27 protein-coding genes are annotated in these 25,988 nt (G+C 73.7%); 15 read left to right on the forward strand and 12 right to left on the reverse strand.

Features of this window, described 5'->3' with window-relative positions:
* Nucleotides 1–15: 15 nt before the first annotated feature.
* Entirely contained in the window at nucleotides 16–639 is a 624-nt protein-coding gene (locus SLAV_RS32170; protein ID WP_030232789.1) for a TetR/AcrR family transcriptional regulator, read from the reverse strand.
* 305 nt (nucleotides 640–944) lie between these two features.
* Between SLAV_RS32170 and SLAV_RS32175 the strand changes: the two genes are divergently transcribed.
* Nucleotides 945–1,706 carry an SDR family NAD(P)-dependent oxidoreductase gene (locus SLAV_RS32175; RefSeq protein WP_199922186.1) on the forward strand — a complete coding sequence of 254 codons (762 nt, stop codon included), beginning with the start codon at nucleotides 945–947 and terminating at the stop codon, nucleotides 1,704–1,706.
* A 37-nt stretch (nucleotides 1,707–1,743) separates the two neighbouring features.
* Here the strand turns inward: SLAV_RS32175 and SLAV_RS32180 are convergent, their stop codons facing one another.
* Together SLAV_RS32180 and SLAV_RS32185 are read right to left on the reverse strand one after the other, a co-directional pair.
* Nucleotides 1,744–2,679: a M56 family metallopeptidase gene (locus SLAV_RS32180; RefSeq protein WP_030232794.1), complete on the reverse strand. Its 936-nt coding sequence runs from the start codon at nucleotides 2,677–2,679 to the stop codon at nucleotides 1,744–1,746.
* Between the two features lie 92 nt (nucleotides 2,680–2,771).
* A complete protein-coding gene (locus SLAV_RS32185; RefSeq protein WP_100661340.1) occupies nucleotides 2,772–3,404 on the reverse strand; it encodes a DUF5134 domain-containing protein in 633 nt (210 codons plus the stop codon).
* A gap of 160 nt (nucleotides 3,405–3,564) precedes the next feature.
* Between SLAV_RS32185 and SLAV_RS32190 the strand changes: the two genes are divergently transcribed.
* A complete protein-coding gene (locus SLAV_RS32190; protein WP_030232796.1) occupies nucleotides 3,565–4,104 on the forward strand; it encodes a GNAT family N-acetyltransferase in 540 nt (179 codons plus the stop codon).
* A gap of 49 nt (nucleotides 4,105–4,153) precedes the next feature.
* On the opposite strand, the gene SLAV_RS32195 is transcribed toward SLAV_RS32190, so the two are convergent.
* Nucleotides 4,154–4,837 (reverse strand): glycerophosphodiester phosphodiesterase, encoded by a 684-nt coding sequence (locus tag SLAV_RS32195; RefSeq protein WP_030232798.1) that lies wholly within the window; start codon nucleotides 4,835–4,837, stop codon nucleotides 4,154–4,156.
* Between the two features lie 192 nt (nucleotides 4,838–5,029).
* Nucleotides 5,030–5,674 carry a PadR family transcriptional regulator gene (locus tag SLAV_RS32200; protein WP_051841106.1) on the reverse strand — a complete coding sequence of 215 codons (645 nt, stop codon included), beginning with the start codon at nucleotides 5,672–5,674 and terminating at the stop codon, nucleotides 5,030–5,032.
* A gap of 49 nt (nucleotides 5,675–5,723) precedes the next feature.
* Here SLAV_RS32200 and SLAV_RS32205 point away from each other — a divergent pair, with 49 nt between their 5' ends.
* The 5 genes from SLAV_RS32205 (at nucleotide 5,724) to SLAV_RS32225 (ending at nucleotide 11,052) form a co-directional block, all read left to right on the forward strand.
* The gene (locus SLAV_RS32205) at nucleotides 5,724–6,887 is read left to right on the forward strand and encodes an LLM class flavin-dependent oxidoreductase (protein ID WP_030232803.1); all 1,164 of its coding nucleotides are present in this window, start codon (nucleotides 5,724–5,726) and stop codon (nucleotides 6,885–6,887) included.
* A 211-nt stretch (nucleotides 6,888–7,098) separates the two neighbouring features.
* On the forward strand, nucleotides 7,099–8,505 hold the full coding sequence (locus tag SLAV_RS32210; RefSeq protein ID WP_078950421.1) for a DUF6421 family protein: 1,407 nt from the start codon (nucleotides 7,099–7,101) through the stop codon (nucleotides 8,503–8,505).
* A 26-nt stretch (nucleotides 8,506–8,531) separates the two neighbouring features.
* Nucleotides 8,532–9,293 (forward strand): SDR family NAD(P)-dependent oxidoreductase, encoded by a 762-nt coding sequence (locus tag SLAV_RS32215; RefSeq protein WP_030232809.1) that lies wholly within the window; start codon nucleotides 8,532–8,534, stop codon nucleotides 9,291–9,293.
* Entirely contained in the window at nucleotides 9,272–10,366 is a 1,095-nt protein-coding gene (locus SLAV_RS32220) for a threonine aldolase family protein (RefSeq protein WP_051841107.1), read from the forward strand. The genes SLAV_RS32215 and SLAV_RS32220 overlap by 22 nt, the downstream gene beginning before the upstream one ends.
* Before the next feature lie 86 nt (nucleotides 10,367–10,452).
* Nucleotides 10,453–11,052: a transglutaminase domain-containing protein gene (locus SLAV_RS32225; RefSeq protein ID WP_030232814.1), complete on the forward strand. Its 600-nt coding sequence runs from the start codon at nucleotides 10,453–10,455 to the stop codon at nucleotides 11,050–11,052.
* Here the strand turns inward: SLAV_RS32225 and SLAV_RS32230 are convergent.
* Nucleotides 10,988–12,262 (reverse strand): MFS transporter, encoded by a 1,275-nt coding sequence (locus SLAV_RS32230; RefSeq protein ID WP_030232817.1) that lies wholly within the window; start codon nucleotides 12,260–12,262, stop codon nucleotides 10,988–10,990. The two genes, SLAV_RS32225 and SLAV_RS32230, sit on opposite strands and share 65 nt — an antisense overlap.
* Nucleotides 12,263–12,435: 173 nt before the next feature.
* Nucleotides 12,436–13,158, reverse strand: coding sequence for a lysophospholipid acyltransferase family protein (locus SLAV_RS32235; protein ID WP_030232819.1), 723 nt, complete (start codon nucleotides 13,156–13,158; stop codon nucleotides 12,436–12,438).
* Nucleotides 13,159–13,374: 216 nt separating this feature from the next.
* Between SLAV_RS32235 and SLAV_RS32240 the strand changes: the two genes are divergently transcribed.
* The 6 genes from SLAV_RS32240 to SLAV_RS32260 all read left to right on the forward strand — a co-directional run bounded on the left by SLAV_RS32240 (nucleotide 13,375) and on the right by SLAV_RS32260 (nucleotide 18,077).
* On the forward strand, nucleotides 13,375–13,722 hold the full coding sequence (locus SLAV_RS32240) for a TlpA family protein disulfide reductase (protein WP_030232822.1): 348 nt from the start codon (nucleotides 13,375–13,377) through the stop codon (nucleotides 13,720–13,722).
* Nucleotides 13,723–13,820: 98 nt separating this feature from the next.
* Nucleotides 13,821–13,901: a putative leader peptide gene (locus tag SLAV_RS43710; RefSeq protein ID WP_351032633.1), complete on the forward strand. Its 81-nt coding sequence runs from the start codon at nucleotides 13,821–13,823 to the stop codon at nucleotides 13,899–13,901.
* Nucleotides 13,902–13,964: 63 nt separating this feature from the next.
* Complete coding sequence (locus tag SLAV_RS32245; RefSeq protein ID WP_234333696.1) at nucleotides 13,965–14,588, forward strand: flavin reductase family protein; 624 nt, start codon at nucleotides 13,965–13,967, stop codon at nucleotides 14,586–14,588.
* A 202-nt stretch (nucleotides 14,589–14,790) separates the two neighbouring features.
* Complete coding sequence (locus SLAV_RS32250; RefSeq protein WP_030232828.1) at nucleotides 14,791–15,576, forward strand: electron transfer flavoprotein subunit beta/FixA family protein; 786 nt, start codon at nucleotides 14,791–14,793, stop codon at nucleotides 15,574–15,576.
* Nucleotides 15,577–15,633: 57 nt separating this feature from the next.
* Nucleotides 15,634–16,596 (forward strand): electron transfer flavoprotein subunit alpha/FixB family protein, encoded by a 963-nt coding sequence (locus SLAV_RS32255; protein WP_030232831.1) that lies wholly within the window; start codon nucleotides 15,634–15,636, stop codon nucleotides 16,594–16,596.
* Nucleotides 16,597–16,778: 182 nt separating this feature from the next.
* On the forward strand, nucleotides 16,779–18,077 hold the full coding sequence (locus SLAV_RS32260; protein WP_030232834.1) for a DUF6986 family protein: 1,299 nt from the start codon (nucleotides 16,779–16,781) through the stop codon (nucleotides 18,075–18,077).
* A 73-nt stretch (nucleotides 18,078–18,150) separates the two neighbouring features.
* On the opposite strand, the gene SLAV_RS32265 is transcribed toward SLAV_RS32260, so the two are convergent.
* Nucleotides 18,151–19,137, reverse strand: a complete 987-nt coding sequence (locus tag SLAV_RS32265) for a LacI family DNA-binding transcriptional regulator (RefSeq protein ID WP_391283049.1) — start codon at nucleotides 19,135–19,137, stop codon at nucleotides 18,151–18,153.
* A 204-nt stretch (nucleotides 19,138–19,341) separates the two neighbouring features.
* Here SLAV_RS32265 and SLAV_RS32270 point away from each other — a divergent pair, with 204 nt between their 5' ends.
* The gene (locus tag SLAV_RS32270) at nucleotides 19,342–20,376 is read left to right on the forward strand and encodes an NUDIX hydrolase (protein ID WP_030232840.1); all 1,035 of its coding nucleotides are present in this window, start codon (nucleotides 19,342–19,344) and stop codon (nucleotides 20,374–20,376) included.
* Here the strand turns inward: SLAV_RS32270 and SLAV_RS32275 are convergent.
* Nucleotides 20,295–21,821: an MFS transporter gene (locus tag SLAV_RS32275; protein WP_234333697.1), complete on the reverse strand. Its 1,527-nt coding sequence runs from the start codon at nucleotides 21,819–21,821 to the stop codon at nucleotides 20,295–20,297. The two genes, SLAV_RS32270 and SLAV_RS32275, sit on opposite strands and share 82 nt — an antisense overlap.
* Nucleotides 21,818–22,819 (reverse strand): class I SAM-dependent methyltransferase, encoded by a 1,002-nt coding sequence (locus SLAV_RS32280; protein WP_078950422.1) that lies wholly within the window; start codon nucleotides 22,817–22,819, stop codon nucleotides 21,818–21,820. The genes SLAV_RS32275 and SLAV_RS32280 overlap by 4 nt, the downstream gene beginning before the upstream one ends.
* 78 nt (nucleotides 22,820–22,897) lie before the next feature.
* Here SLAV_RS32280 and SLAV_RS32285 point away from each other — a divergent pair, with 78 nt between their 5' ends.
* The gene (locus SLAV_RS32285; RefSeq protein WP_030232847.1) at nucleotides 22,898–23,494 is read left to right on the forward strand and encodes a helix-turn-helix domain-containing protein; all 597 of its coding nucleotides are present in this window, start codon (nucleotides 22,898–22,900) and stop codon (nucleotides 23,492–23,494) included.
* A gap of 69 nt (nucleotides 23,495–23,563) precedes the next feature.
* Here SLAV_RS32285 and SLAV_RS32290 read toward each other — a convergent pair whose 3' ends face one another.
* Together SLAV_RS32290 and SLAV_RS32295 are read right to left on the reverse strand one after the other, a co-directional pair.
* Nucleotides 23,564–24,265 (reverse strand): MBL fold metallo-hydrolase, encoded by a 702-nt coding sequence (locus tag SLAV_RS32290; RefSeq protein ID WP_030232850.1) that lies wholly within the window; start codon nucleotides 24,263–24,265, stop codon nucleotides 23,564–23,566.
* Nucleotides 24,266–24,426: 161 nt separating this feature from the next.
* A complete protein-coding gene (locus tag SLAV_RS32295; protein ID WP_030232853.1) occupies nucleotides 24,427–25,791 on the reverse strand; it encodes a dipeptidase in 1,365 nt (454 codons plus the stop codon).
* Nucleotides 25,792–25,988: the final 197 nt, after the last annotated feature.

Consider the following 25,988-nt stretch of genomic DNA (forward strand, 5'->3'; position numbering starts at 1 on the left):
CGGGCCCGCCCCGGGCTACCGGGGGAACGTTCCGCCGGGCGGTCCGCCGTCCGGCGGGACACCCAGTTCCCAGTCCAGCCCGTACCGCTGGAACAGCTCCGCCCGCAGCCGGGACGCGGGCATCGGCGCCCCCGGCAGCAGCACCGCCACCACCGCCCCCATCAGCAGTGCCCGCAGCAGCGGATAGTCCGTGTCCGCGTCCGTCGAGCCGTAGCGGACCACGGTGTCCCGCAGCAGTGCCGCCAGCCGCTGCTGCTCGGGGCACTGGATGAACCCGTCCGCCTGGAGGATCCCCGCCATGTGCGTCCGCATCAGCCGCGGCTGGTCGCGGGCCAGTCCCAGGATCGCGTCGATGGCACGGGCGAGCCGCTCGCGGCCGTCGTCGCTGCGCGGCTCGCGCTCCAGCCCCGCCTCCAGCGTCAGGTGCATCAGCCGGTGCACCGCGGACTGCAGCAGCTGCCGCTTGCCGGGGAAGTAGTACGAGACCAGGCCGCGGGCCGTGCCCGCCCGGTCGGCGATGTCGCCGAGCTTGGTGGCCTCGTAGCCGCGCTCGGCGACCAGTTCGACCGTCGCCTGCAGCAGCCGCTCCCGGGAACGTCTGCGCAATTCTTCATTGACCGATGCGCTGCGCGGGGACATGCTTACTCCTGCGTTGACTGGCTCCGAGCCAATGTACTCAGCGCGCGGGACCGTCTGCCCGGGGTGACGCGGGGGATCACCCCGGGCAGGCACCCCTTCCCCCTCTTCGTTCCGCCCTCCTCTCCGCGCTCCGGCGGTCTTCCACCACGGCTCCAGCGGAACCCTTCCTTCCGGACCGCCGCGCCGCCGTCCGCCGTGCCGCCGTCCGCCGTGCCACCGCCCGCCGGGCGGGCGGCCGGGTACGGGCGCATCCTGGCCAGGTGGAGCGGTCACCCGAGCCGGAGGAGGACCCCGTCATGGACGCCGTGGACGCGGCACTCGAAGGAACGGTCGCCCTGGTCACGGGCGCCTCCAGCGGCATCGGCGCCGCAACGGCCGAGGTCCTGGCGGCCCACGGCGCGGCCGTGGCGCTCGTCGCCCGGCGCGCCGACCGGCTGGAGGAACTGTCCGCGCGACTGAACGCCGCCGGAGGGACCACGCTCGTCATCGCCGCCGACATGGCGTACGAGGCCCAGGTGCGCGAGGCCGTCGAGCGGACGGTCACCGAACTGGGCCGGCTCGACACCCTCGTCAACAACGCGGGCCTGATGATCCTCGGGCCGGCCGCCGCCGCCACGACCGACGAGTGGCGGCGCATGGTCGACATCAACCTGACCGGACTGATGAACACCACCCACGCGGCCCTGCCCCACCTGGCCGCGGCCGCCGCCGAGGGCTCCCGGCGGGTCGCCGACGTGGTCAACGTGTCCTCGGTCGCCGGCCGCGTCGCCTTCGCGGGCAGCAGCGCCTACTGCGCCACCAAGTACGGGGTCGTCGCCTTCAGCGAGGCCCTGCGCCAGGAGACCGCCGGCCGCCACGTCCGGGTGTCCGTGGTGGAGCCGGGCGCCGTGGACACCGAGCTGCGCGAGCACAACAGCCCGGAGGTCCAGGAGGCGCTCACCCGCCGGTTCGGCTCGATCGAACGGCTCCGGGCCCGGGACGTCGCCGACACGATCGGCTACGTCGTCACCCGCCCCCGGCACGTGGCGGTGGCCGAGCTGCTGGTGCGCCCCACCGAGCAGGTCTGACCCCGGCCCGTCCCGGGCGCCCGCCGCGCGCGCCGTGCTACGCCAGCGCGCTGAGCCCCGGTACGAAGGCCACCAGCAGCGGCACCGCGGGCACCAGGGTGGCCAGGGCCGTCAGCCGCAGCCGGCGGCCCGCCGAGAGACGGGGTACGGGCGTCAGCAGCCGCCGCACCCGCTGCGGTACGTGGGCCTGGGTCGGGCAGGGGCCGAAGACGCCCCGGTCCTCGTTCAGCCCGACCAGGGCCAGGGCCACCGTCAGGCGCCCGTAGCGCCGCGAGGCCACGTCGTCGGCGGCCAGCTCCACCAGCCGGTGCATCTCCGCCTCGAACGCCGCGAACACCGGCACCTGCGGGAACCCCTGCGACAGCGCCCCCGAGCAGTGCAGCAGCCAGTCGTGCCGCGCCGCCACGTGGCCCTGCTCGTGCGCCAGCACCGCGTCCAGCTGGCTGCCCTTGAGCCGGCCCAGCGCCGCCGTGGTCACCACCAGCCGGGGCGCGGCCCCCGGCTGCCACCAGGCCTCCGGACGCGGGCCCTCCAGGACCACCAGCTTCGTCGCCGCCGGGTCCTCCCCGGGCAACAGCGGCGCCCGCAGATCCAGTTCGGCCCCGCTCGTGCGCCGCCGGGCCCGCGCCCGCAGCACCTCCCGGGTCAGCATCGCCCCGGTCCACAGCCCTCCGCAGGCCAGCGCGAGGGCGGTCCCGGTGGCCCACGGGCCGCCTTCGGCCCCCAGCCCGTACGCGTCGACCACCCCGTGGGGCGCCGCCGCGAACAGCCGGCCGCGCACCGCCTCCCAGGCGGCGGCCGCGCTGAGCAGCATCGACAGCGCCAGGCACAACAGGGTGGCGCCCACCACGCACTGCCACGCCCACAGCGCGACGACGGGTTCACGCTCGGGCCACCGGGCCCGGGCCAGCAGGCGGGGCGCGAGGAACGCGGTCAGGGCGCCGAGCACCAGAAGAGCGGCGGGGACCATCATGTCCGCCAGCCTATGAGCGGCGCACTTCCCGCGGGTACGGTCCCGGGTCATTGGTGACGCAGGACACGTTCCGCCCGCGTTCCGGCGGGGCGTCACATGGTCATCAGCATCGCCAACATCCCCGTACCCATGGCGAGTCGGCAGGCCCGGGTGAGGTCGTCCACCCCGCTTCCCCCGCCCGGCCCGCTTCCCGGGCCCACCCCGCTTCCGGCGCCCAGCCCGATCCCCGCCCCCGCCCCCGCCGCCGCCCGGGCCGCGCTCCCCGCCGCGACCGGCAGCGCGCCGCCGGCCGCGGTCACCAGCCGGGCCCCGCCGAGCAGCACGTACCCGGCGTAGTAGACGAGGAGCGCCCCCGTCACCCACGGCAGCCCCGCCCGGCCGTGCCCGTGCTCCGGCCCGCCGCCCGCCGCCAGCGCCATGTAGGCCATCGTCAGCGAGCCGACCAGGTGGTGCGCGTGATGCACCCCGTCGCGCAGCAGCCACAGCGCGTGGAGCGAGGCGGCGCAGAAGACCGCCAGCAGGACCGGCGGCCCCCAGGACCCTGTCCCCACGGGCACGGCCATCGCCGCCATCCCCAGCCCCATCACCGCCTCGCCGCCGGCCGCGCCGCGCGCCCGCCGGCCCGCTCTGCGCGCCCGCAGCAGACAGTACGTACCGCTCACGGCGCACAGCAGGACCAGCAGCCAGGCGGAGACGGCGGAGGCGGAGAAGGGGGAGAGCGGCATCGCGGGACCGTGCACGGCGGAACCTCCCGGTTCGTCGGCGTCACCGGAAGGAATGCCCGCCCGGCGGCCCTCTCACGCCGCGCTCAGGGCGCCCCGCGTTAGGCTCTCCCTGCCGCACCCGGCGCCCGCGCGCGCCGCCGTACCGAACGGAGCCCTCCCGATGCCGACCGCCCACTCCGCAGCCCTGAGTTTCCGCAGTGCCGTGGACGCCGACGTTCCGGAGCTGGTGGCCCTCGTCGAGTCCGCCTACCGGGGTGACGCCAGCCGGGCCGGCTGGACCACCGAGGCCGACTTCCTCGACGGGCAGCGCACCGACCCCGACGGCGTCCGCGCGGTCATCGCCCAGCCGGACTCCGTCCTCCTCGTCGTCGAGCGGGCCGGCGAGCTGATCGCCTGCTGCCAGCTCGAACACCGCGGTGACCACGTCTACTTCGGCATGTTCGCCGTCCGCCCCGGGCTCCAGGGCGGCGGCCTCGGCAAGGAGATCATGGCGGAGGCCGAGCGCCGCGCCCGTGAGACGTGGGACGCCAAGGAGATGCGGATGACGGTGGTCAACGTACGGGAGGAGCTCATCGCCTACTACGTGCGCCGCGGTTACGAGCGCACCGGCGAACTGAGCCCCTTCCCCTACGGCGACGAGCGCTTCGGCGTGCCGCTCCGCGACGACCTGGCCTTCGAGCTGCTCGTCAAGGCCCTCTGAGGACCAGCACCAGCACCAGGGCCGGGACCGCTCCGGGGGTTCCGGCCGCTCACGCCGTGAAGCGGCCCGTGCTGCGGATCTCCGGGAAGTCGGTGGCGGCGCCGTCCAGTTGCAGGGCGCGCGCCAGCCGCAGCCCGTCCAGCGTGTTCACCGTCCAGCCCGTCACCCGCAGTCCGGCCGCGTGCGCCGCCTCCACCGTCTCCAGGCAGATCCGGCCGATGTCGAGCGCGAGGGTCCGCGCCCCCGCCGCCCGGCCCAGGTCCACGACGCCCTCGTGCTGCCCGGCGACGCGCAGGACGGTGCGGACGCCCGGGGCCCGTTCGGCGACCGGGGCGAGGAGGCCGCCGTCGGTGGAGGCCACCTCCACCCGCGAGGTCAGGTCCCGGCGCACGAGCAGCTCCGCGAGCGCCAGCGCGGCGCCCCGGTCGTGCACCGCCACCAGCAGCGGGGGCCGCACGGCGTCGAGCACCTCGTCCAGGAGCGGTACGCGTTCCCCGTCGCCGGCGTCCAGCCCGCGCAGTTCGGCCAGGGTCAGGTCGGCGACGGCGCCCGCGCCGTCGGTGGTGCGGTCGACCTCGGCGTCGTGCAGGACGACGAGGGCGCCGTCCTTGCTGAGACGGACGTCCAGCGCGATCACGTCCATCCCGCAGCGTTCCGCGCGGACGAACGACCGCAGGGTGTTCTCCGGCTCTACACCCATGACCCCGCGGTGACCGATGGTGAGGAAAGTCAAGGTTCTCTCGCTTCCGTCGACGGCGGCTCGGCGCGCGTTCACGGTGTCCCTGCCGGCCGCGCGCGCGGTGAGGTCGCATGCTAGTGCGCCGCGCTCACGAGGGGACCGGTCGTGCAGGGCCTCGCGGAAGCCCCCCGGCCGCTTCCCGGCAGGGCCGTGCGCGCCGGGCGCCGCCGGGGAGGCGTTGCCGCGTCACCCGGGCGTGGGCGAGTCCCCGTCGGCTTGACGCCCGGGGTCCGCGGGGGCCCCGGCCGCCGGGCCGGCGGGCCCGGCCTGCGCGAGGTCCGCCAGCAGGGCCTCGGCCAGCTCCAGTTCGGCCAGGTGCTGGCGCTCGCTCCAGCGCAGGGCCAGCGTGGGGAAGGCCCACTCCGGGACCTCCGCCGCGTGCGCCATGGCCTCCCGTACGGCGGCCAGCTCGGCCAGCGTCCGGTCCATGTGCTCCTCCACCATCGCGCGCAGCCGCTCCGGCTCCGACAGGTGCCCGAGCCAGACGCGCAGCAGCAGTCCGTGCTTGAGCACCGGGGGACCCGCCTCGGCCGTGTCGGAGGCCCAGCCGGCCAGGGCCGCGCGCCCCGCGTCGGTGATGGCGTAGCGGCGCTTGGCGCGGACCTCCTCGGGTCCCGAGCGCGCGGAGGCCGCGTAGCCGAGCTCCTCCAGCCGCCGCAGTTCCGCGTAGATCTGGCTGATGGCGGGCGACCAGTAGAAGAAGCGCAGCGAGGAGTCCGCCCACTTCTTCAGTTCGTACCCGGTGCGCTCCCCGGGGAACGACAGCAGGCCGAGGACGGCCCACGCGGTCGGCGGGAGCTCTTGCTTGTTCGAGGTCTGACTACTAGTCATATTTCGAATAGAAGTGAGTCCGGGCAGTGGACGCGATCCTGGAGGCACCGTGATTTTCTCCGTCATCTTCGAAGCTCAGCTCGCCGACCCGACCGTGGAACGGGAGCACCAGGTGATCCGCGACTGCGTCGAGCAGGCGGTGCTCGCCGAACGCATGGGATTCGACCGGATCTGGGCCGTCGAACACCACTCCCTGAAGTGGTACGCGCACATGTCAGCCCCGGAGGTCTTCCTCAGCTTCGTCGCGGCCCGGACGCACACCATACGCATCGGGCACGGCGTCGTGTGCATGCCCTTCAATTTCAACCATCCGGTCCGGGTCGCCGAGCGTGCCGCCATGCTCGACCTGCTCTCCGGCGGCCGCCTCGACCTGGGCGCCGGGCGCGGGGGCACCGCGCAGGAGACCTCGCTCTGCGGGGTCGACCCGCTGCGCACCACGGCGGAGGTGGAGGAGGCGCTGCGGATCATCGGGAAGGCCTGGGAAGAGGAGGAGCTGGAGTACCACGGCCCGCTCGTGGACATCGACCCGCACCCGATCCTGCCGCGCCCGGCCCAGCGGCCGCACCCGCCGCTCTTCCTCGCGTGCAGCCGGGGCGAGACCCTGGTGCGGGCCGCCGAGCTGGGGGTCGGGGCACTGGTGATGGGCTTCGCCGGACCGGAGGCGGTCGCGGGGATGCGGTCCGTGTACGACGGGGCGCGCGCGGCCCGGGACGGGAGCGCGTTCGTCTCCCGCGTCGTCAACGACCACTTCTCGGTGCTCTGCCCGACCATCGTGCTCGACGACCCCGAGGAGGCCCGGCGGATCGGGGTGCGGGGCCAGCGCTTCTTCGCGCAGTCCATCGGCCACTGGTACGGGGGCGCCGGCGTGCCGGACGAGGCGGTGGAGGAGGGCGGCGACGAGGAGGCCCGGATGCGCGGGGCCGCCGAGCAGGTCGTCGCCCGGCTGCACGAGCTGGACATCCCCGTCCGGCCCACCGCCACCGCCATCTTCAACGCCGACCACGCCTACGGGAGCGCGGACGAGGCCATCGCGTACGTGGAGCGGCTGCGGCGGGCGGGCGCGGACGAGGTGATGTGCCTGATCCAGATGGGCACGGTGCCGCAGGAGGCCTGTCTGGAGACGCTCCGGCAGTGGGGGGAGAAGGTCATTCCGCACTTCACGGGCAAAGCGGGCGCCGCAGGCGTCGCGGGCGTCTCCGGCGGGGGTGTGTGAGGTATTCGGCGCGACGGCGCTCCGGGCGTCGCGCATACCCCTCCGAGCCTTGGAACGCCTAGGCGGAGTGGTGGCTTCCACCCATAACAACGGGAAGACTTTCGGTGGAGAAGGGGGTCGGGCGGGATAATTTCCCGCATCCCCTCTTGAGCAGGAGAGCCTCACATGCATACGCTGTCTTGACGTGAGGTTCTCCTGTGGAGGAAGTGACATGACGGAAACTCTTGTGCCGGGTGCCGGCGGTGCCGTGATAACCGCTGGGGCGCGGGTGGTCGACCACCCTGCGTGGCCCGCGCTCAAGGCCGCCGTGGAGGAGATCCGCCCCTGGCAGTCCAAGGACGGTTCGATCGACTTCGAGGCAGCCGGTGCCCCCGCCCCGGTCGACGTCGAGGCCGCCGTGGAGCGGGCCATCGACGCCGTGGAGACGCTGTCCCCGCTGCTGCCGCACGCCGCCGCGTACCACCGCGCGCTCGTCGCCGACCTGCGCAAGTGGGTCGCGGACGGCTTCAAGGTGCCGGACTTCCTGGACTCCCTGCTGGCCTTCCACCCGGCCGCCGAGCGCGCCGACGGGCTCCAGCACCTCGTCGTCTTCCCCATGTACACGCAGAACGGCAACCTCGACCGCAACTTCGAGGCCGTCGTCCTGAAGATGGTGTGGCCCGAGTGGCTCTCCGAGCTGGAGCGCACGCGGTACGACAACCCGCTGTTCCTCGGCATCACCTTCGAGGACTTCACCCCGGGCTACGACACCCACTCCGCCGTGCTCTTCCCGGAGACCATCGCCGTCCGCGAGGCCCCCGAGCGCTTCACCTGGGGCGGCATCTTCTGTGACCGCGAGGCCGCCCGCTACCGCAAGGTGACCGAGGCCGCCGTCGACATCCTCGGCATCGAGCTGCCCGAGGACATCGCGCGCATGGTCGAGGACCAGGAGCGCTGCGAGAAGGCCTTCGTCCTGTGGGACATGGTCCACGACCGCACCCACAGCCACGGCGACCTGCCGTTCGACCCCTTCATGATCAAGCAGCGCCAGCCGTTCTGGATGTACGGCCTGGAGGAGCTGCGCTGCGACCTCACCGCCTTCAAGGAGGCCGTGAAGCTGGAGTCCGAGGGCAACGAGCACGGCCGCGACGTCCAGTACGCCGTCCTCTTCGACCGGATGTTCCGCTTCCCGGTCTCGGGCGACCGCAACCGCAACTACGACGGTCTCGGCGGCCAGCTCCTCTTCGCGTACCTCCACAAGCACGACGTCGTGCGCTGGACGGACAACAAGCTGAAGATCGACTGGATGCGGGCCCCGCAGGTCACCAACCAGCTGTGCGCCGAGATCGAGGACCTCTACCGGGCCGGCATCGACCGCCCGAAGCTCGTCCACTGGTTCAAGGCGTACGAGCTCGTCTCCACCTACCTCGCCCCGCACCCGGGCTCCAAGTGGGCCAAGGGCCCCGACGCCCTCGACCTGACGCAGCCGCCGCGCAAGCTCGTCGACGACGTGCTCGCGGACGAGTTTCCGCTCAGCATGTTCTACGAGGCCCTCGCCAAGAAGCTCAAGGGTGTGATCGCCTCGACCAAGGGCATCACCGCCCTGAACGCCGCAACGGCCGAGCGGGCCGACGCGTGAGCACTCGCCCTCAGGAGGCTGCACAGATGAACGGCTCCGGGAACGGCAACGGCGCCCTGCGCGGAGCGGTGGTGGCGGTCGCCGGCGCCGCCGGCCCCGCCGGCCGCGCCACCCTGCTCCGTCTGGCCGAGGCGGGTGCCACCGTGGTGGCCGCCGACGCGGACGCGGCGCGGCTCGCGGAGGCCGTCGACGCGGCCCGCTACGCCCACGGCGGTGCGACCGTCACCGGTGACACCGTCGACCTGCTCGACCTGGAGGCCACCAAGGCCTGGGCCGAGCGCACCGAGAAGGAGTTCGGCCGGATCGACGGCGTCGTTCACCTGGTCGGCGGCTGGCGCGGCAGCAAGACGTTCACCGACGTGGACCTCGCGGACTGGGACTTCCTGGAGAAGCTCCTCATCCGCACCGTCCAGCACACCTCGCTCGCCTTCCACGACGGCCTGCTGCGCAGCGACCGCGGACGCTACGTGCTGATCAGCCAGTCCGGTGCGCACAAGCCGGTCGCCAACAACGCCGCGTACAACGCGGGCAAGGCGGCCGCCGAGGCCTGGACCCTGGCCATGGCGGACTCCTTCCGCAAGGCGGGGGGCGACGACGGCCCGAGCGCCGCGGCTGCGATCCTGGTCATCAAGGCACTGGTGCACGACGCGATGCGCGCCGAGCGTCCCAATGCGAAGTTCGCGGGCTTCACCGACGTCAAGGAGCTGGCCGAGGCCATCGCCGGCGTGTGGGAGCGGCCCGCCTCCGATGTGAACGGACAGCGTCTGTGGCTCACCCCGCAACCGTGAGGACCGATACCGGCAAGACCGATGCCCGGCGTCACCACGACCCGGCCGTGCGCGGATTCGCCAGCGACAACTACGCGGGCGTGCACCCCGAGGTGCTCGCCGCCGTCGCGCTCGCCAACGGCGGCCACCAGGTCTCCTACGGCGAGGACGAGTACACCGAACACCTGCAGAAGATCTTCCGCAGTCACTTCGGGCCGTCCGCGCAGGCCTTCCCGGTCTTCAACGGCACGGGTGCCAACGTCACCGCCCTCCAGGCCATGACCGACCGCTGGGGCGCGGTGATCTGCGCCAAGACCGCCCACATCAACGTGGACGAGGGCGGCGCGCCCGAGCGGATGGCGGGCATCAAGCTGCTCGCCGTACCGACGCCGGACGGCAAGCTCACCCCCGAGCTGATCGACCAGGAGGCCTGGGGCTTCGAGGACGAGCACCGGGCGATGCCGCAGGTCGTCTCGATCACGCAGAACACCGAGCTCGGCACGGTCTACACCCGGGACGAGATCAAGGCGATCTGCGACCACGCGCACGGCCTCGGCATGAAGGTGCACCTCGACGGTGCCCGGATAGCCAACGCCGCGGCCTCCCTCGACCTGCCGATGCGCACCTTCACCAACACGGTGGGCGTGGACGTGCTGTCCTACGGCGGCACGAAGAACGGCATGATGTTCGGCGAGGCCGTGGTGGTGCTGAACCCGGACGCGGTCCGGCAGATGAAGCACATCCGCAAGATGTCGATGCAGCTCGCCTCCAAGATGCGGTTCGTCTCGGTGCAGCTGGAAGCGCTGCTCGCGAAGGACCTGTGGCTGCGCAACGCCCGCCACGCCAACGCGATGGCGCAGCGGCTCGCCGCCGGTGTGCGCGAGACCGACGGGGTGGAGATCCTCTACCCGGTGCAGGCCAACGCCGTCTTCGCGCGGCTGCCGCACGAGGTCACGCGCCGGCTCCAGCAGCGGTACCGCTTCTACTTCTGGGACGAGGCGGCCGGTGACGTCCGCTGGATGTGCGGCTTCGACACCCAGGAAGAGGACGTGGACGGCTTCCTCCAGGCGCTCAAGGAGGAGCTGGCCCGCTAGCCACCTCCCCGCCAAGAACTGAATATATATGCCTCCGACCGCAAATCTATTGATCTGCGGTCGGAGGCATGCCTATGCTGCGGATCATGGAACTCATCCAACAGAACCCAGACCTGCACGCCTATTTGGCATCCGACGAGGCCATCGACCACTGGCATCCGCTGGTACAGGAGACCGCCGACGCCCTGTGGGCCGCCACCGGTGATGCATATTCATACGCCGAAGCCGCCTTCGAGTTCGTCCGCGACACGATCCCGCACTCCGCCGACTCCGGGGACACCCGGGTCTCCTGGCGCGCCTCCGACGTGCTGAGCACGCGCAACGGCACCTGCTACGCCAAAGCCCACGCCCTCGCCGCCCTGCTGCGCGCCCAGGGGATCCCCGCGGCCCTCTGCTACCAGCTGCTCGCCGACGACGACGGCGGCGCCCCCGCCGCCCACGGCCTCGTGGCCCTGCGGCTGCCCGGCAGCGAGCGCTGGGCCCGTGTCGACCCGCGCGGCAACAAGCCCGGCGTCGACGCCCGGTTCACCCTCGACCACGAGCGGCTCGCCTTCCCCGTGCGCCCGGAACTCGGCGAGGTCGACCACCCCGAGCTCCACGCCGCCCCGCACCCCGCCGTGCTCAAGGTCCTCCGGGAGTCCGCCGACCGGCAGGAGCTGTGGCGGAAGCTGCCGACCGCCCTGTAGCCGGGACCCCGCCCACCCGCCCGCGCGCCGACACCAGCAGGTGCAGCGCGGCGGCCGCGAGCTGCAGCACGGCGATCCCGAGCAGCAGCGTCCACGGCGGAGCGGCGGCGGCCAGCCCGACCAGGGCGGCGCCCGTCGAAGCCGCCGTCACCTTCAGCCCCGCCCCCAGGGTGAACACCTGGGCCCGCACCGCGCCCGGCGCGTGCTCCGAGCGGATCCGCAGCGTGGCCGTCAGCAGTGGCCCGTCGCACACCCCCGCCGCCGCGAACGCGGCCGCCGTCAGCGCGACCGACGGAGTGAACGCCGCCACCCCGAGGGCGGCCCCCGTCCCCGCCATGGCCCAGCGGGCCAGCCGCCCGGGCGCCACCGACGTCATCCGGCCCAGCGTCAGCGACCCGGCCAGCGCACCCACCGCGAAGGCCGTCATCAGCACCCCGCCCGCGCCCGGCCTGCCGAGCCCGCGGGCCAGCAGCACCGAGGTGGTGGTCAGCGCCCCGACGCCGACGAAGGCCAGCGTCGTCGCCGAGGTGATCGCCCGCAGTTCCCGCACCCGCCACAGGGTTGCCAGGCCCGCCCCCAGGCCGGCCCGGGGCGCCTCGGGCGGCGGGCCCGCGCCCTGGTCCTCGTACGCGTCCTCCCGCGGCCTGCCGTGCGGGTCCTCGTACGGCAGGGACGCCGCCAGCGCCGCCGCCAGTGCCGCGGAGACCGCCAGCACCCCCATCGCGGGCCCCGCCGAGACCACCGCCCCGGCCAGGCCGACCGCCGCCGGGGCCAGCACCGAAGCCGCGTTGTAGGTCGAGGCGTCCCAGCCGTAGGCCCGGTCGCGCCGGGGGCCCTCCGGGACCAGCCCCGCCACCAGGCTCGACAGCCCGCCCGTCACCACCGGCCCGCAGGATCCGCCCAGCACCGCCACCGCCAGCACCACCGGGACCGGAGCCCGGCCCAGCAGCACCGCCAGCGCCGCCACCGCGGCCGTGAAACCGGCCAGCGCGCCCGCGTAGAACAGCCGGGGCCGGCGCGCCCGCGCCGCGGCGGCGCCCGCGAGCGGCGCGGCCAGCACGTGCGGGGCCATCCACGCCGTCAGGACGAACGCCCCGTGCGCGGCGCTCCCCGTCCGCTCCAGGGCCAGCAGCACCACGCCCATGCCCATGCCCTCGGACGCGAAACGGGCGGTGAGCGCCGCCGCCAGATACCGCCCGAACCCGCCCACCGGCGAACCCCCTCCGCTGCCCGGTCACGTCCCGCGCGATCAGGACGTTACGCCGGACGGGTGGAGGGCGGAAGGAGCCGGGGAGGGGACCCGGCGCACTCGAACATCGACACGGGGAGTGAGCCGGACCGCGGCGCGTGCGCGGCCCGGGCGCCCCCTCCGCGGGGGTGGGGTCAGCCCGCTTCCTTGACCTGCGCCGCCGTCGGGGCCGTGCCGCCGAGGTGCGCGGGCAGCCACCAGGAGTCCTCGGGGCCCTTGGGCTTGGCCGGGTAGGCGGCCTGCGCCGCGTCCAGCAGCTCCTGCACGCGCTCGCGCAGCCGGCGCGTGATGGCGCCCGCGTACTGGTCGGCCGGGGCCTCCAGGGGCTCGCCGACGCGCATCGTCACCGGGATGTGGCTGCGCTTGAGGTCCTTGGGCCGGCCCTTGGTCCACAGGCGCTGGGTCCCCCACAGTGCGACCGGGATCAGCGGGACGCCGGCCTCCTGCGCCATGCGCGCGGCGCCGGACTTGAAGCTCTTGAGGGTGAAGGACTGGGAGATCGTCGCCTCCGGGAACACCCCGATGATCTCGCCGGAGCGCAGCGAGTCCAGCGCGTGCTGGTAGGCGGCCTCACCCTGCTTGCGGTCCACCGGGATGTGCTTCATCGCGCGCATCAGCGGACCGGACACCTTGTGCCGGAACACCGACTCCTTGGCCATGAAGCGGACCAGGCGCTTCTGCGGCCGCGCGGTCAGGCCCGCGAAGATGAAGTCGAGGTATCCGATGTGGTTCGACACCAGGACCGCCCCGCCCTTGCGCGGGATGTTCTCGGTTCCCTTCATGTCGATGCGGATGTCCAGCGCACGGAAGAGGGTGTGCGCGGCGCCGATCACTGGGGGGTAGACGAGCTCAGCCATGGTGGGGAGACCCCGCTTTCTGCCTGGGGAGGTGCTCCCGGCCGGAAGTTACGGAAGCGTAGGTACGCGACCATGGGGATGGTGCCCCAAACACGGCGCGCTGGCCAGCCCAGACGCCCGTGCCCGGGGAGATTCTCGTCACGCGGGGAATGCGCGGCGCCGGACCGGTGCTGCGATCAGCGTACGTACATACGGACGGGGCGGACGGGAGCGGGCGTGCAGGGGCGCGAACAGGGTGGTCGGGGTGCGGGCGGACACGGCCGGCTGGGCGCCGCCGAGCTGGGGCGCGAACCGGGGGAGCGGGCCAGCCTGGTCCAGTTCTCCAGCGCCTTCTGCCAGCCCTGCCGGGCCACCCGGCGGATCCTCGCCGAGGTCGCCGCCATGGTCGACGGGGTCGCGCACATCGAGATCGACGCCGAGCGGAACCTCCCCCTGGTGCGCGCCCTCGGCATCGAGAAGACCCCGACCGTGCTCGTCCTGGACTCCGCCGGGCGGATCGTCCGGCGCGCCGCCGGGATGCCGCGCAAGGCGGACGTGATCGCCGCACTGGGGGCCGCGGTGTGACGGGCGCGCCGGTCCGTGCGCCCGCACGCAGCGTGACGCGCCTGACATCTGACCGTCGCGGCTTGACTGTGTACACGTGAGATCGCCAGGCTGACGACATGCGGTATGAACTCCTGCTCTACGGGCGGGTCCACGTGGACCTCGTCCGCTACGCGAGCGCGCGCTGTCGGGATCACTGAACGCCCCCGGCCCCCCGATCCTCGACCGCGCCCGCGATCTCCGCGGCAGAAGGAAGTCTTCCCATGACGGCCCCGACGCTCCCGACGGCTCCGTACGCACCTTTCGCCCCTGACGCCTCCACCGCCTCCCACGCCTCCGGCGGTGCGGACCGCGCCGCCCCCGCCGGGGCGGCCGACGGGTCCCCCGGTCCCGAGGGCGGCACCGCCCGGCCCGGGTCGCCCGAACTGCTGCGCTCCGTCTTCCGCCGGCACGCCGCAGGTGTCGCCGTGATCACCGCGGAGTCCGGCGGCCGGCCCGCCGGATTCACGGCGACCTCGCTGAATTCCGTCTCGGCCGAACCGCCGCTGCTCTCGTTCACCATCGGCACGGGCTCCTCCAGCTGGCCCGCCGTACGGGACAGCGACTACCTCGGCGTCCACATACTCGGCGAGCACCAGCGGGAGCTGGCGGGCCTCTTCGCGCGCAGCGGGGCGGACCGCTTCGGCCCCGGTACCGGCTGGGCCGCGGGTCCGCACGGGGTGCCGCTGCTCGACGGGGTGCTGGCGTGGCTGGTGTGCCGGGTGGTGGCCAGGGTGCCCGCCGGTGAGCATCGTGTGATCATCGCGGAGGCGGTGGCGGGGGACCCTGCGGGCGAGGGCCGGCCGCTGCTGTACCACCAGGGAAGCTTCAACGCGTTGCGCGACTGAATCGTCCCTGCTGGGGCGGGTTCGGGCGGCGTTGGCCAGATCACAGTTCGGTGGCCTTGCCTCCGGGGAGCACCCGCTGTGTACTGACGAGTAACATTCCCTTCGGAGCGCGGGCCGCCCCGACCGGGATCCGCCCCACAAGGCGCCTATGCTGCCTGCACAAGGCGGTACCAGTAAAAGACGATGCGGTAGGAGAGTCGGCGTGAGCCTGAGGATCGTTGTCTGTGTGAAGTACGTGCCCGACGCCACCGGTGACCGGCACTTCGCCGATGACCTGACCGTGGACCGCGACGACGTCGACGGCCTGCTGTCGGAGCTCGACGAGTACGCCGTCGAGCAGGCGCTGCAGATCGCCGACGAGGCGGACGACGCCGAGATCACCGTTCTGACGGTGGGCCCCGAGGACGCCAAGGACGCGCTGCGCAAGGCGCTGTCCATGGGCGCCGACAAGGCCATCCACGTCGAGGACGACGACCTGCACGGCAGCGACGTCATGGGCACCTCCCTGGTGCTCGCCAAGGCGATCGAGAAGGCCGGCTACGACCTGGTCATCACCGGCATGGCGTCGACGGACGGCACCATGGGTGTCCTCCCGGCGATCCTGGCCGAGCGCCTGGGCGTCCCGCAGGTCACGCTGCTGTCCGAGGTCAAGGTCGAGGACGGCACCGTGACCGGCCGCCGCGACGGCGACTCCGCCAGCGAGCAGCTGGAGGCCTCCCTCCCCGCGGTCGTCTCCGTGACCGACCAGTCCGGCGAGGCCCGCTACCCGTCCTTCAAGGGCATCATGGCCGCCAAGAAGAAGCCGGTGGAGTCCTGGGACCTGGACGAGCTGGACATCGAGGCCGAAGAGGTCGGCCTCGAAGGCTCCTGGACCGCGGTCGACTCCGCGGCGCAGCGTCCGGCCCGCACCGCCGGCACGATCGTCAAGGACGAGGGCGAGGGCGGCAAGCAGCTGGCCGAGTTCCTGGCCGGCCAGAAGTTCATCTAAGAACTTCAGCCCCCTTAGTAGCCCCCAGACACTTCGCAATCGCAGGAGAGCAGTCCCATGGCTGAAGTTCTCGTCTACGTCGACCACGTGGACGGCGCCGTCCGCAAGCCCACCCTTGAGCTGCTGACGCTGGCCCGCCGCATCGGCGAGCCCGTCGCCGTCGCCCTCGGCGCCGGTGCCGAGGCCACCGCCGCCGTCCTCGCCGAGCACGGTGCGGTCAAGGTCCTCACCGCCGACGCCCCCGAGTTCACCGAGTACCTCGTGGTGCCGAAGGTGGACGCGCTCCAGGCCGCGTACGACGCCGTCTCCCCGGCCGCCGTGCTCGTCCCGTCCTCCGCCGAGGGCAAGGAGATCGCCGCCCGTCTCGCCGTGCGCATCGGCTCCGGCATCATCACGGACGCCATCGACCTGGAGGCCGGTGACGAGGGTCCGGTCGCGACGCAGGCCGCCTTCGCCGCGTCGTTCACCACCAAGTCCCGCGTCTCCAAGGGCACCCCGGTCATCACCGTGAAGCCGAACTCGGCCCCGGTCGAGGCCGCTGCGGCCGCCGGCACCGTCGAGGCGCTCGCCGTCACCTTCGGCGCCCTGGCCACCGGCACCAAGGTCACCTCGCGCACCCCGCGCGAGTCGACCGGCCGTCCGGAGCTGACCGAGGCCGCGATCGTCGTCTCCGGCGGCCGTGGCGTCAACGGTGCCGAGAACTTCGGCATCATCGAGGAGCTCGCGGACTCCCTCGGCGCGGCCGTCGGCGCCTCCCGCGCCGCCGTGGACGCCGGCTGGTACCCGCACACCAACCAGGTCGGCCAGACCGGCAAGTCGGTCTCCCCGCAGCTGTACATCGCCTCCGGCATCTCGGGCGCGATCCAGCACCGGGCCGGCATGCAGACCTCGAAGACCATCGTGGCCATCAACAAGGACGCCGAGGCCCCGATCTTCGACCTGGTCGACTACGGCGTGGTCGGCGACCTCTTCGAGGTCGTCCCGCAGCTGACCGGCGAGATCAAGGCGCGCAAGGGCTAAACCCCGGGTCACTCGCTGACCTGCGCACTCTTTGCCTCCGGGGCCGTGTGGTGATTGTCACCGCACGGCCCCGAGTCGTTTGTCCAGGACGGCGGGGGCACCATTGACGGAGCGGAACCCCGTGGCTAAATTCTGCTATGCGGATCTAAGCTTCCGTGAAGCGGAAAAGAGGAGAGTGCACGATGGGTCAGCAGGAGAAGGTGGCGACGAGCCTCGCAGGCGCGGTCAGCGAGGGCATCAGCGCCTCCCTGGCGCCGGTGGACGCGGAACTCGCGCGTCACTACCCGGGCGACCCCGGCACCCGCCAGCCCATCCACACCGTCTACGTCCCCGGTGACGTCTTCACCGCCGACACCATCCGCTCCTGGGGCGACCAGGCCCTCGCGGCCCTCGACGAGCACGCCCCGGACGCCGCCACCTTCGCCAAGGTGCTCGGCATCTCCGACGAACTGGCCGTCCCCGTCTACGACCGCGTCCGCGCCAAGCTCGCCTCCGAGCCCATCGAGGACCTCCGCGTGGACTTCGAGGACGGTTTCGGCGTCCGCTCCGACGAGGAGGAGGACCAGGCCGCGGCCCGCGCCGCCCGCCTCGTCTCGGAGGCCTTCGCCAACGGCGCGAACGCCCCGTACATGGGCATCCGCATGAAGTGCATGGAGTCCAACGTCCGTGACCGCGGCATCCGCACCACGGACGTCTTCCTCTCCGGCCTCCTGGAGCACGGCGGCCTCCCCGAGGGCCTCGTGCTGACCCTCCCCAAGGTCACCTACGCCGAGCAGGTCAGCGCCTTCGTCAAGCTGCTGGAGGCCTTCGAGACCACCCGCGGCCTGCGCCCCGGCCGGATCGGCTTCGAGATCCAGATCGAGACCAGCCAGTCCATCCTGGCCTCGGACGGCACCGCCACCGTCGCCCGGATGATCGAGGCCGCCAAGGGCCGCGCCACCGGCCTGCACTACGGCACCTTCGACTACAGCGCCTGCGTCGGTGTCTCCGCCGCGTACCAGGCCAGCGACCACCCGGCCGCCGACCACGCCAAGGCGATCATGCAGGTCGCGGCCGCCGGCACCGGCGTACGCGTCTCCGACGGCTCGACGAACGTCCTGCCGATCGGCACCACCGACAAGGTCCACGAGGCCTGGAAGCTGCACTACGGCCTCACCCGCCGCGCCCTGGCCCGCGCCTACTACCAGGGCTGGGACATGCACCCGGGCCACCTCCCGACCCGCTACGCGGCGGTGTTCACGTTCTACCGCGAGGGCCTGGAGGCCGCGGCGGCGCGCCTGAAGGCGTACGTGGCCAAGATCGAGGGCGACGTGATGGACGAGCCCGCCACCGCGAAGGCCCTGGCCGGCTACCTGGTCCGCGGCCTGGACTGCGGCGCGGTCGGCACCGACGAGGTCACCGCCCTGACCGGCCTGACCCGCGCCGAGCTCGACGCCTTCGCCATCCCCCGCCGCTCGGCCACCCTGACGGCCACCGCCTGACCGGCCCCGCCTGAGCGGCCCCGCCGCCACCCGACCCGCAGCCCCGCCCGGACGCTCCCGGCCGGGGCTGCGCTCAGTGGGCCGGCGGGAGTTCGCCCGAGCCGCGGGGGATCAGGCGGGTGGGGAGCTCGATGCGGGACGGGGGCGGGGCGGCGCCGGCCAGGCGCTGGAAGAGCCGGTCCGTGGCCACCCGGCCCAGGGCCGCCGCGTCCTGGGCCACCACCGTGACGCCCGGACGCAGCAGGTCGGCCAGCTCGAAGTCGTCGAAGCCGACCAGTGCCACCGGGCGGGGGTGTTCGGCCAGGACGCGGACCACCGTCACGGTCACCCGGTTGTTGCCCGCGAAGACCGCCGTCACCGGATCGGGTCCCTCCAGCATCGACCGGGTCGCCGCCGTGACCCGGCCGGGGGCCGTCGCGCCGAGCGACACCCACGCGTCGGCCACCGGCAGGCCCGCCCGGCCCATGGCCTCGCGGTAGCCGCGCAGACGTTCGGTGGCGGTGTGGATGCGGGGGCTGTCGCCGATGAAGCCGATCCGCCGGTGGCCGCCGGCGATCAGGTGGGCCACCCCGTCGCGGGCGCCGCCAAAGCTGTCGGAGAGGACGACGTCCGCCTCGATCCGGCCGGCCGGACGGTCCACGAACACGGTCGCCACGCCCGCGCGGATCTCGGGCTCCAGGTAGCGGTGGTCCTCCCCGGCCGGGATCACGATCAGCCCGTCCACCCGGCGGGCGCACAGCGCGAGCGCCAACTCCCTCTCGCGGTCCGGGTCCTCGGCACTGGAGCCGTTGATGAGCAGGGCGCCGTGCGCCCGGGCCACCTCCTCGACGGCCCGGTTGAGGGGACCGTAGAAGGGGTCGGCGAGGTCCTCCAGGACCAGGCCCACGGTCGCGGTGCGGCCCTTGCGGAGCACCCGCGCGCTGTCGTTGCGGCGGAACCCGAGGGCCTCGATGGCCTCCTGGACCCGCCGCTCGGTGTCCGGGGTGACCCCCGGCTCGCCGTTGACGACCCGTGAGACCGTCTTCAGGCCCACGCCCGCCCGGGCCGCCACGTCCTTCATGGTCGGCCGGTTGCCGTAGCGGGGCTCGGACGGCTGGCGGGTCTGCGGCACGGCGGGACGACCTCCGGAGGTGACGGTGGCGGGGCTGGATCCCGCCGCTGACCTTGAGGATAAGCACTCGGCCGGTGAGCGGGTTTCCGTGGCAGGGTGGTGCGGGCAAGCCACAGGGGGCTTCGGAGACGAGCCATTGGGAGAGGGGTAGACGTGATTGTCTGGATCAACGGCACGTTCGGTGCCGGGAAGACCAGCACGGCGCGCGAACTGGCCGGGCTCCTGCCCGACGGCACCCTGTACGACCCGGAGCTCATAGGCGACGCGCTGCGCCGGCTCCTGCCGCACAAACGCCTGGCCGAGGTCTGCGACTACCAGGACCTGCCGAGCTGGCGGCGGCTCGTCGTGGACGCGGCCGCGGCGATGCTCGCCGAGCTGGGCGGGGTGCTGGTGGTGCCGATGACACTGCTGCGCCAGGAGTACCGCGATGAGATCTTCGGGGCTCTGGCCGCTCGCCGGATCCCGGTGCGGCACGTGCTCCTGGCCCCGGCGGAAACGATCCTGCGGGAGCGCATCGCACGGCGTCAGGAGACGGAGCCCGAACCGGCGGACCCCCGGGACAGGACCTGGGCGTACGACCACATCCCCGTGTACCGGCAGGCGCTGGGCTGGCTCACCGCCGACGCGCACGTCATCGACAACGGTCCGCTGACGGCACGGGAGACCGCCGAGCGGATCGCGGAGGCCGTCCGCACCGACGCGGCGGGGATCTGCGACATCGTGCAGACCCCGGAGCCGACGCGGGAGACGGTGGCGGCGGGGGTGCTGCTCTTCGACGACCAGGACCGGGTGCTCCTGGTGGATCCGACGTACAAACCGGGCTGGGAGTTCCCGGGCGGCGTGGTCGAGGCGGGCGAGGCACCGGCGTGCGCGGGCGTACGGGAGGTCGCGGAGGAGCTGGGCCTGACCCTGGAACAGGTCCCGGGGCTGCTCGTGGTCGACTGGGAGCCGCCCCGCTCACCGGCCTACGGGGGCCTGCGGCTGCTGTTCGACGGCGGCCGGCTGACGCGGCAGGACGCGGAGCGCCTGCGGCTGCCGGGGCCGGAGCTGCGCGCCTGGCGGTTCGTCACCGAGACGGAGGCCGCCGGGCTGTTGCCGCCGCAGCGCTACGAACGGCTGCGCTGGGCCCTGCGCGCCCGCGAGCGGGGCCACCCGCTGTACCTGGAGGCGGGTCGCCCGACACCCTGAGGCCGGGGTACGCCCCCGCCGCCCGGGCCGGCCGCCCCGGCGCGGGGGCGCCGGTCCGCCGGGGAGCGGCCGTAGGCGGCGAGGGCGAGGGCCGTGGCGATCAGGGCGGCGGCGACCGCGAAGGCGGTCCGCGTTCCGCCGGCGACCGCATCCGGGCCCGCCGTCGTGACGTCCGCCGCCCCCGAGGCGAGGGCGAACACGGCGCCCATGACCGAGGCCCCGGTGACCAGCCCGAGGTTGCGCGACAGGTTGAGCAGGCCCGAGACGACGCCCCGCCGGTCCGGGTGGACCTCCGCCATGACGGCGGTGTTGTTGGCCGTCTGGAACACCGCGTAGCCGAGGGTGAGGACCGCCAGCGGGCCCACGTAGCCGGGTATCCCCAGGCGGACCGGGAGCAGCGACAGCAGGCCTGTGCCGGCCGCCATGGCGGTGAGCCCGGCGAACGTCGTGCGCCGCGCACCGAACCGGTCCACGAGGCGGCCGGCCGGCACACCGGCCGCCGCGGCGACCAACGGCCCCGCCGACAGGACCAGTCCGACGGTCGCGGGGGCGAGCCCGAGCGCGCGGGAGAGGTGGAACGGGCCCACCACCAGCGTCGACATCATCACCGTCGAGACGAGCGCGCTCATGCCGAGGCTCGTGCTCAGGGCCCGGTCGCGGAACGCCGACGGCCGGATCAGCGGCGAGGCCGCGCGCGCCTCGACGCGCACGAAGGCGACGGCCCCCAGACCGGCGGCCGCCAGCAGCACGAACGTGAGCGGGCCGGACGAGCCGGCGCCCCGGGTCAGGGCGAGCGCGTACGCGCCCAGGGCCGCCGCGAGCAGCAGGGTGCCCGCGCGGTCGAAGCGGGCCCGCCCCGCCCGGGATCCGGGCCGGTCGGCGGGCAGGTGCCGCCGCGCCAGGAGGAACGCGAGGACGCCGAGCGGCGCGTTGACGAGGAAGACCGCCCGCCAGCCGGGTCCGGCGAGCAGCACCCCGCCCAGCGACGGCCCCAGGGCGGTGCCGATGGCCGAGGTGGTGCCGAGCAGCCCCATGGCCCGGCCGGTGGCCTCCTTGGAGACGGTCTCGCCGACGAAGGCCATGGTGAGGGCCATCATGACGGCCGCTCCCAGGCCCTGCGCCGCCCGGGCGGCGATCAGCAGCCACAGGGTGGGCGCAAGCCCGCACAGGACCGAGGCCCCGGTGAACAGCAGGATGCCGGCCAGCAGCAGCCGCCGCCGCCCGACGAGGTCACCGAGCCGTCCGACGCTGACGATCAGGGTGGTGACGGCGAGGAGGTACGCGAGGACGATCCACTGCACCGCCTGGAAGGAGGCGTCGAATGCCTGCGCCAGGGCCGGCAGGCCGACGTTGGCGATGCTCGTGCCCAGCGAGGACAGCAGCATGGACAGGGCGAGGCCCGCGAGCGCCCACCGGGCCGCGGGCCGTGGCCGCTCCGGCTTCACAGGACCGGGCGCTTTCCGGCGAAGACCGTGGCGGCCGACAGCAGGAAGACGTCGGGACGCCGCCGCAGGCCCTCCGCCGCGGCCGGGTCGAGCAGACGGTCGAGGGTCTCCAGGTCCAGCGCGTCCAGGGAGCCGTCCGACGCGTCCCGCAGCCGGGTCAGCCGGGAGTGCAGGAAGTCGCGGCCCGGCTCGCCGAGGGGGGCGGGCAGGTCGAGCAGGGTGGTGAAGGCGCCCACCCCGGTCAGCCCGGCGCGCCGGAGCATCGCCGGCCAGTCCTCGGCCACGGGGACGCTGCCGGGCAGCCCGGCCCGCATGGCCTGGTACCGGTCCTCCTGGAGGGCGTCGAGCCGGGCCTGCAGCCCCGGCCTGCCGAAGCCGAGGTCGCGGGGGAGGAACCGCATGGGCAGGCCGCTCTCGGCCACGGCGAGCATCCCCCCGGGGCGCAGGACCCGGGCCAGGGCGTCCAGCGCGCCCTGCTGGTCCCCGAGATGGTGCACGGCCTCGCTGCTCCAGACCAGGTCCGCCGCCCCCAGGGCCCCGTCGGCCAGGCCTTCCGGCAGCCGGGCGTGGTGGACGCCCACCCGGCCGGAGAGGCCGAGCCGCCCGGCGCGCGCCAGGGCGCGGTCGAGCAGTGCGGGCGTGCCGTCGACGGCGACGACCTCGGCCTCCGGGAAGGCCTCGGCGAGCACGCAGGTCATCACGCCGGGCCCGCTGCCGATGTCGAGGACGCGCCGGACCTCGCGGCCACCGCCGAGGAGTTCGCTCAGGCGGGCCGCGGCGGCGCGGTGGGCGGGGACGTGCAGCTCGCCACTGGCCTCCAGGTGGCCTGCCAGGAGCTCCCAGTCGAGGTCGTCGGCGACGGCGTGGTGGGCGTGGCCGTGCGTGTGGCCGTGGGTGTGGGCGTCGCCGTGCCGGTGGGCGGGGGCGGGGGCGGGGGCGGGGGCCGGGGCGCGGCCGGAAAGGTCGTGGTGCTGTGCGGGGTCCTTCGGTGCGTTCATGCCGAGGAGGGTGGGCCTGGCGGGAGGGATCCGGCAACTCCTGTTGCCGATTCCGGGAAACCGGGGTGGAATGCCCGCATGGACACACCGGCCCCGTACCAGACGGTCCTCGACGAGGTGGCTCCCCGGCTCAAGCGGCTGCGCGCCCAGCGCGGCCTCACCCTGGCCGCCCTCTCCGAGGCGACCGGCATCTCCAAGAGCACCCTGTCCCGCCTGGAGGCCGGGCAGCGCCGTCCGAGCCTGGAGCTGCTGCTCCCGCTCGCCGGCGCGTACCGGGTGCCCCTCGACGACCTCGTCGGGGCGCCCGAGGTGGGGGACCCCCGGGTCCGGCTGAAGCCCCACCCGCTGCCCAACGGCGGTACCTTCGTGCCCCTGACGCGGAGTCCGGGCCCCCTCCAGGCGTACAAGATGATCATCACGGACCGGGGTCCCGAACCCGACCACCGCACGCACGAGGGCTACGAGTGGCTCTACGTGCTCAACGGCCGGCTGCGCCTCGTCCTCGCCGACCACGACCTCGTCCTCGGGCCCGGCGAGGCCGCCGAGTTCGACACCCGCCTGCCCCACTGGTTCAGCAGCGCGGACGGGCAGCCCGTCGAGATCCTGAGCCTCTTCGGGAGGCAGGGCGAGCGCATGCACGTACGGGCCAAGCCCCAGGACCGGGACGGGACCTGACGCCGCGCGGCCCCGCGCGTCTGTGCGCCCGCGCGCCCGCGCGTCTGCGGGGCCGCGCGGCCCGGCCGCTCAGCCCGCGTGCGCGGGGGCCTGCGCCGCCGCCCGGAGGGTGGCCGCCGTCTCCGTCACACAGGGGTCTCCATGGCCGAAACAGGCCACCGCCGGGTCCAGGGCGGCCAGCCGCCGGAAGGAGGCGAGTGCCTGGTCCCGGTCCACGTTGAACACACCCGGCATCACCTGTCCCACCCCCGCGACGCAGTCCCCCGTGAACAGCACCCCGTGCCGCGGCAGATGGACGCCGATGCTGCCCGGGGTGTGACCGGGCGCGTGGACCACGACCGCCCCACCGCCGAACGGCAGCACCTCCCCGTCCAGGAGCTCCCGGTCGACCGGGGTGGGCGGGGCCTCGGGAACCGTGAGGCCGTGCGCGTAGAGGGGGAGCTCCCAGTCCAGCAGCACCGGTTCGGGGACCGGCTGCTCACCGCGGATGACCGGGGCGTCCAGCCGGTGCGCCGCCACCTCCGCGCCCCGGCGGGCGGCGAGCTCACCGGCCGCGCCGACGTGGTCGCGGTGGCAGTGGGTGAGGACGATCCGTTCCAGCCGTTCGGGTGCGAGACCGAGGGAACGTATCGCCTCCTCGATGGCGTCGGCGGACCCGGCGTGTCCGGCGTCGATCAGCGTCAGGGCCCCCTCGTCCTGCCAGAGGTAGGCCTGGCCGATGGGGAAGCGCAGCATGTGCAGGCGGTTCGGGATGACTTCGACGAGTTCCATGCCGCGAACGTAGGCAGCCGGCCCCGGCCCCCGCACACGACTTCGCCGGGAGCGGAGTACGCGCAGAGCGCAGGGGCACGGGAACCCGGAGCCCCGGACCCAGGGCCGGGGGAGGGCCGCCCGGCCCGTGTGTCCACGGGCCGGGCGGGTCCCCGCGGGACTCAGGCGCGCTTGGACTCCGCGTAGTTGACGAGGAAGAGGGCCTCGGCCACCGACAGGCGCTCCAGCTCCTCCGGGGAGACGCTCTCGTTCACCGCGTGGATCTGCGCCTCCGGCTCGCTCAGGCCGATCAGCAGCATCTCCGCCTCCGGGTACAGCGACGTCAGCGTGTTGCAGAGCGGGATGGACCCGCCCATGCCGCTGACCTGCATCTCCTGGCCGGGGTAGGCGACCTGCATGGCCGCCGCCATCGAGGCGTACGCCGGGCTGGAGGTGTCGGCCTGGAAGGGCTGCCCCTGGCCGACGACCTCAAGCTCCAGCTTCGCCTGCCACGGGGTGTGCGCGATCAGGTGCGCCTCCAGCAGCTTGATGGCCTCGGCGGTGTCCACACCCGGCGGCACGCGCAGGCTGATCAGCGCGCCCGCGCTCGCGTGCACCGAGGGGGTGGCGCCGATCACCGGCGGGCAGTCGATGCCGAGCACGGTGACGGCCGGACGGGCCCACAGCCGGTCCGCGATCGTGCCCTCGCCGATCAGGCCGACCCCGTCGAGCACCTTGGCGTCGGCCCGGAAGTCCGCCTCCGGGTACTGCAGGCCCTCCCACACCGCGTCCGAGGCCAGTCCGTCGACGGTGGTCGAACCGTCCGCCGAGCGCAGCGAGTCCAGCAGGCGGATCAGCGCGGCCAGCGCGTCGGGGGCGACGCCGCCGAACATGCCCGAGTGCAGGTTGCCGCCCAGCGTGTCGATCTTCACCTTGACGAGCGTCATGCCGCGCAGGGTGGCCGTCACCGTGGGCAGGCCCAGGCGGAAGTTGCCCGCGTCGCCGATGACGATGGTGTCGGCGGCGAGCAGCTCCGGGTGCGCCTCGGCGTACTGCTGCAGACCGCCGGTGCCCTGCTCCTCCGAGCCCTCGACGATCACCTTCACGGCGACCGGCACGCCGCCGTTCGCCTTCAGCGCGCGCAGCGCCAGCAGGTGCATGATGAAGCCGCCCTTGCAGTCGGCCGCGCCGCGCCCGTACCAGCGGCCGTCGCGCTCGGTCAGTTCGAAGGCGGGGGAGACCCAGGCGTCGTCGTCCAGCGGCGGCTGGACGTCGTAGTGGGCGTAGAGCAGCACGGTCGGGGCGCCCTCGGGGCCGGGCAGGAAGCCGTACACCGACTGGGTGCCGTCAGGCGTGTCGAGCAGGGCCACGTCCTGGAAGCCCTCGGCGCGCAGGGCGTCGGCCACCCAGTTCGCGGCGCCCTCGCTCTCGCTCTTGGGGAACTGGGCCCAGTCCGCGACCGACTGGAAGGCCACCAGCTCCGTCAGCTCCGCCTTGGCGCGGGGCATCAGCGAGGCGATGGTCTCGGCGATCGGATTCTGGGACATGGGCACGCTCCTCGTGGGTGCGACGTTGGTGTAAGTGCCGGGGTACGGCGGAAGTAAGGCGAAAGACAGTCCCGATCCTCGCACAGAGGGTCGGGCGGCACTCTCGCCGTAGGATTTCCACGGCATCGGAGCAACCGCGTGATCAGGAGCAGCAGCACATCGTGAGCAGCGACGACGACGTACACGGCGCAGGCGCA

It is taken from the genome of Streptomyces lavendulae subsp. lavendulae, assembly GCF_002803845.1.
Taxonomy (GTDB): domain Bacteria; phylum Actinomycetota; class Actinomycetes; order Streptomycetales; family Streptomycetaceae; genus Streptomyces; species Streptomyces lavendulae.